General features: G+C 59.6%; 5 protein-coding genes. All 5 read left to right on the forward strand.

Annotation, left to right across the window (positions count from 1 at the left end; translation table 11 throughout):
- Window positions 1–602 precede the first annotated feature (602 nt).
- On the forward strand, window positions 603–1,745 hold the full coding sequence (locus tag EYZ64_RS16165) for a hypothetical protein (protein ID WP_135454704.1): 1,143 nt from the start codon (window positions 603–605) through the stop codon (window positions 1,743–1,745).
- Complete coding sequence (locus tag EYZ64_RS16170; protein ID WP_135454706.1) at window positions 1,738–2,304, forward strand: hypothetical protein; 567 nt, start codon at window positions 1,738–1,740, stop codon at window positions 2,302–2,304. Before EYZ64_RS16165 ends, EYZ64_RS16170 begins: the two co-directional genes overlap by 8 nt.
- Window positions 2,305–2,779: 475 nt before the next feature.
- The gene (locus EYZ64_RS16175; RefSeq protein WP_135454708.1) at window positions 2,780–3,163 is read left to right on the forward strand and encodes a hypothetical protein; all 384 of its coding nucleotides are present in this window, start codon (window positions 2,780–2,782) and stop codon (window positions 3,161–3,163) included.
- 13 nt (window positions 3,164–3,176) lie between these two features.
- Window positions 3,177–4,004: a hypothetical protein gene (locus tag EYZ64_RS16180; protein WP_135454710.1), complete on the forward strand. Its 828-nt coding sequence runs from the start codon at window positions 3,177–3,179 to the stop codon at window positions 4,002–4,004.
- Window positions 4,005–5,409: 1,405 nt separating this feature from the next.
- Window positions 5,410–6,000: hypothetical protein (locus tag EYZ64_RS16190; protein ID WP_210115517.1), on the forward strand; the 591-nt coding region annotated here is incomplete at its 3' end.

Consider the following 6,000-nt stretch of genomic DNA (forward strand, 5'->3'; position numbering starts at 1 on the left):
GGGTGGACGGAGCCCGGGCCGCCAGAGTTCTGCCGCCACGGACACCTACTGGCACCAGGCAAATATCAGGTCGGCAGCAGGGCGTGCCGGTGCGGGACCATTCACCGGGTCTTCCATTGCGACGCATGTGCCGATCGGATGTACCGCCCAGAGCCTGGTGTCCGATCCAGGAATTGTTGACAGTAGGGCGGTGCGCTGACCGGGTAACTCTCAAGTATTCGTGGACTGACTGGCGGCTATTTGTCCGCGACTACCTGAGAGTGGCAGACGGATTCCAGAGAGATTTGAGAGTGCCGGACGGTACGCCGTCGCCGGTATGTTCAGCATTCGGAATGTGGTCCGGCGATGTTCGACGTAGAACCGCATCAACTTCCTGGCGATCACGATGACGCGGCATCGCGATGATGCGTCCGGCGGCGACACGGATTCGGATCGTCTCGGCATCGATGCCGCCGGGGCTTGTTTCGGGGAGGTGCAGGTGGTCGGCACTATCCGCGCATCAGGGCGCGACACGCCGCCACGCAATTGACCACTTTCCTGTGAACGGCCGCAAACTGTCGTGAGCGCAAAAAGCGCGGGGGCAATGAGAGGCGACGACGCGCGTGACCAACTACGGGTTTCGACTATTTCGGGCGGGGATTTATCGGAACGGTCGCGGCGACCCGTGCGACGTGAAGCTCCTAGGCGCGGAGCCGGATCAGCATTTCCGCGACTACCTCTTCGACCTTGCGCTGTCCAGGAAGGGCGCTGTCGTGCACGGTTCGCCGCACACACCGGGCGCTGATGAAGCTGGCGGCGATATCGAGGACACCGAGGACACTGCCGACGAGGGCGAAGGCACTGCTTCAGGCGGCCGGTCTCGACCTGTACTCGTTATCCAGGACGTCTCCCACCGAGGCGATCATGTCGTGATCGACTACCTATACGGTCGACATCTCGGCTACACGTTTGCTGGATACTCGGAGACGACAGGTGACAACCCTCCTCCTCCGCCTGTCGATATCGCAGCCCTAAAGTCGGTGCGGCCCTATCGTGCGGTGTTTATGTTTCCCGAGACGGGCAATGTAGGCGTGGTGGCTGTCGAGGATGCAAGCCGTACGCACGCCTCCAAGAAACTCGAGCAGTGGCTCCGTCATTGGGCCCGGGAGGACGCCGAAGCGGTGGTCGCGCAGCGGCGGGAGGACACCGGGAAGAAGACCATTCGGGCCGTTTGGTGGTCGATGCGGCTGACGCCGCTTAGCGACCCAGAGAAGCTCAAACGGCTGATGGAGAACGGGACCAGTAGCAAGATCGTGCTGACGAAGCAGGGAGGCTCGAGCGGCAACACGCCGGGGAAGTCGCCGCTGAAGGTCGAAATGGGCCTTGATGATGGAAAGTACGCAGCGCAAGCGCGCATGCTTATCAATAAGTGGATCGCATACTTCAACGGGCCGCCGGCCGGCCGCCAAGCCGACGCTCAGGGCGAGGCGACCCGCGATCTCGCTGCAGTGCTTGCCGACCGGTACTCGGGCTTTGATGATGAGCAGTACGACGACGCCTGGGTTGAGGTCAAGGACTCCGATGGCAAGAAGAAGCAGATCAGCCCATCGAGGTGGGCCGATATCTTCATCTACCCGATCAGCAGCGGCATAGAATGTCCGAGCCGAGCGATATTCTTCAAACGAGTCCAGAAGTCAGTGGCACCGCTCGAAAAGTCACTGGAAGTGGAGATCGACTGGGCGGGATGGGGAATGGAAGATGGGTAGATTCGATCTACGCCCACTATTCCGTGGACAGTTCAAGAGTCTGAAGTTAGCCAATCGCTCGGATCGTCCGTACGACATCGCCGCGATCGGTATTTTGTATGGCGTCCCTTTAGTTCTGCTAGGCCTGTCTTTCAAGCTGGACTGGTATCTGTCCGCGCCGGTTCCCATCTTGACGGCAGTGTCGCTGTTGGCTGGCGGCACACTGAGCGCTTTTAGCTCCTTGTCGTCGTTGCGGCTGAAGTTGACCGAATGGTCGGACAGCCACGACGGCAAGGACGTCTACCGCGACAGCCTCGATGAGAGCGTGGCGCATCTGTTCATGGTTGCTCTCGCATGTGTAGTCGATGCTGCGGTATTGGTGGTGGGCCTCAACGTATCGCGCGGTGAACCGGGCGCCCCTCGTGCGGAGGCTGTGGTGGGCGTGCCCGCCTTCTTTGCCATCGCGATCACGGCCTACGTATTCTTGGCCTTCGTGATGGTGCTGCCGCGGCTCTATTGGGCGTACACCAGGATGAACCGCGTCTCGCCGCGGCTGGATGGCTTCGACGCCACCCGGTAGCGCACCTCGTGCGGTGGGGGTCCGTACTAGCAGCTCGCTGGTGCGCTTCCTCCCCAGGCAAAACTGCATCATCTGATGGAATCGTCGCGAGGAGGATCTGTGCCCGTTGAGCTATGGGTGCGAGAGCTCGGCTAGGAGGTCCCCCGACCGGCAGGCATTAACTCCAGCAGTTCGATCGCCGACAGTCGAAAGTCGAGTGCCAAGTGCCGCGACTTTCGCTGTTGTAGCTCGACCGTCGGTTTGCGTCGTGGAATCCGACCCGTATCGCGCCGGCCGCGGAACAATGAAGTACCGGGGCGCGCGGGGAACGACGTCAAAGGTGTTCGAGCAGGACAAGCGTCGGACAGTCCACCTGCCCGAAATCTGGACGCAGCCGTGAGCGGATGAGACACTCGACCTGACTGCATACACTTGGCGCCGTCCGCTGACCCGAATTGCGTTGTCACGGATGTCCGCGTGCATCTGAGGGGGTGCCATGGGTGGTCTGAATGAACCGATCGGCTTTCGGGCGTGGGACGACCCAGATAGTTCCTGGATACCCGACGAAGAGTTTCGGCGAGAGTTTCAAGGCCTACTTGCACGTGCCGCGGGCTTTGCCTCCGAAGTCACCGAACTCGCCGATGAAATACGTCGAAAAATGCTGACGGTCGAGCCACCGCAGGGTGCAGAACCCGACTGGGTCGACGGCCCGCAAAGCCCCGTCTTCTATCTACAAACGGCAATCGGCTACCTCACGACATCAGCGTATGGGGAAACGTGCTGGGATGACTATCCATACTCGAATTTCCGCCATAATCCGCCACCACAGTACAAGTGGAGCTGTGGTCATTACCCCCGTCACCACCGCCCCCCTGAGTGAAGTTTAGGTTGCAATGCTCGACACTGAAAAGATCGTTCGAGCGCTGCGCGATTTCAGTCCGGCCATGTTGGGTCTGCTGGTCGTGCTTGCTGCGCTTCACGGGGGTGCCCTGCGCGCTGTGAGCTTCGGTGCTGTTTTGGCGTTACTGGTTGCCGGCGGGATCGGATACTTCATGAGCCGAAACTTGTTGCCTTATAGGCCCGCTCGGGCCGTTCTTTGGGTTGAAGCTCGAACGTACGGCCTTGTCGGGGGCTTCTATACCTTGTGCTACTCCGGCGTGATGTACTTTTTTTGGACAGTCGCGTCTAAATTCGAAAGCAGTTCACAGAAGTATTTCATTAGCGCATCAAGCGGCTTTGTTGTCGCCCTGTTTACGAATGCATTGATCAAGCCGGGGGAGTCAGACTCCTGGGGCGCATACTGGTGGAAGAAACTGTATATTCCGTCATTTAAGCAATTCTTTCATCCACTCAACAGACCAGGTGGAGCCTGGTCGTCAGATGGTCCTCAATCAAAGGCGCTGCAGGCGGAGGACTTCTACGATGATCACGGGAAGATCAGTGGGTGGGGTTTCCGCGCACGGCGTGTGCGTTCCAAGTTTCTCGAGGCGCGAATACCCGACGCCGACCGGATCGGCACATCGAAGGTCAAGGTGCTCGACAGCGTGAAGGTCATCAACAAGAAGAACATGCACTTTAAGAAAGTTGGCGAGGTCCATGAGATCAGGACCAACGAAAAGTTCCCGGTCATCGTGGATTTCGGGGACCCTGACTGTTGGTGGGGCCTGCGGTACGAAGCGCTATGGGTGGTCGACCCAGCCGAGCAAATACCAGCACGATGATCGGGTACGCCAACCGGACAGGTTTCGCGATCTGCACCATCGTGCCGGATAGAATCGGCCATATGCGAATCACGTTCGTGGATCATGAAGGCGTCGAGACTCTGACGTGCCACGCAGTCGCCGGACTGCGCCGGGGAACGTGAGGACAGTTCGAGGCTACGCTGCCATACTCTTGACTCTTGGGTGTGAGTGATGCGATCGTTCTTCAGCAAACCGTGGATGCCTTCTTGGAAGGTAAGGATTCCGTTTCAACCGAGGCAAAGCAGCTGACGCCGCCGGCAACACCGTCACCTCATCGGGCCCGCCTCATCGCCAGTTCGGCCAGCTACCCAACCTCGTCGCGCCCGACAACTTCGATGACCCGCTTCCAGAACCGGAAAACCCAGCGCAGGAAGGCAATTCCGCCACCTAAGTCTCCATCGGGTACATCCAGCCCCACACCACACAGTTACGTCACTGTGACGATTACGTCAGGCATCGCGGGACCTCGAACCCGTTGCGGGGACACATATCCGGCACACTCAGATAGTCGCGGACGATCCGAAACGCTCAGTCCGACACTGTCAGATCATCGCGGATTCAGCCGGGCGTCGCGGTGGCCGAGTGACCACCGCGACCTAGAAACACCGAACACGCTGCAACAACAGAACTTTCAGATGGTTCCGGAAAACAGGGCAGAATCGGATCACTCTCATGTTTTCCCGGATTACTCTCAACTAGTTCCGGATCGGACAGAAGTGACTCTTCGCCGCTGTCCACCGACGTCGGCCCCGTGTATCAAGCTGGTAACGGTGCGTGTTAGACGGGTGCGAGTTCCTGCATAGGGGAGGCCTACGCCGCTGGAGTCTGGCCAGCGATGGGCATGTTCGATCCGGCACGATCTAGCTAACTCGCGCTTAGCGATCGCGTTGTGCCTGACTCTGATGAGGTGTTCCAAGGTGACGCCGCCAAGCGGGCCGGCGATTTCCACTCTGACCTGGGCCGGACCGCTAGGTTCCTACCGCGTCGCACGTTCACACCTCGCACGTTGCGGCTTGCTCGCGCATCTGTCGCGCTGCGTGGCCGTGGTGGCCGGATATCTTGTTCCGCCCGAGTCACCGCCCAGCCAAATAGGTACGCAGGAGGAATGACTAAGTAGCCAAAAGAAGGATGGGGCCAGATTGGAGTAGTGCCATACGCATACCATCCGTCATCTTCGCCGGAACGATTGTAGGCAGAGGTCGTCACAACCACGCTGATCCGTCAGTTACGACTTCGTCATCCACAGAATGGGGGTAGCTCGATGCCTAGGAAAAAAGACGGACCGCACAAGTCTGAGCCCGTCGTGGAATTGACCAGGGTCGGTCGACTGGTGGCGATAACTGCCACAGGGTCGATCCGCAGGGTCAAAACGACTGGACGCGCAGTGCCACTAGCGTCAGCACTAACTGTACTCAGCGAACTTGCCGCACGCGCCGACGGTGTCGGGCGGCCGGTCGTATCAAGCATTGCCAAGCGCGTCGAACGGAAAGATGCTTACTACGCCTGGCTGAACATGCATACGTCGCTCTCGTTGTCACTTCGCACGCTGTCGGCGGATAGGCGCGTCTTCGTGATGTTCGAGATCCTTCGCCATGTGAGGCGTGAAGGCAACGCGGAAGGCGTCGAGCCCCTACTGGCATCTGCTCTCAACGCAGCGTGGCCGTATCTAGAGACATCCAGAGTCAAGACGATGGTCGATATCGTCAAGCGTCACATTGATCAGTCCGCCTTCATAGACCGCCATGTTGTATCGGTCACGGATGCTTCCCTCGGAACTTGGACGGCCCTCGCGCCAGGCGGCCTCAAGAAGATCGACCCAGCTCTGTGGATCGACGAATGGAGGCTCAAGCCAGCGAAGAACGGTCGATTCGGTCCTGGCGGATTCGGTGGTCCGGGTGGCTTCGGTGGTCCGGGTGGCTTCGGTGGTCCCGGTGGTGGCTGGGGCGGTCCGGGTGGCTTCGGTGGTCCCGGTGAT

The sequence above is a fragment of the Mycobacterium sp. DL99 genome (assembly GCF_004762045.1).
Lineage (GTDB): Bacteria > Actinomycetota > Actinomycetes > Mycobacteriales > Mycobacteriaceae > Mycobacterium.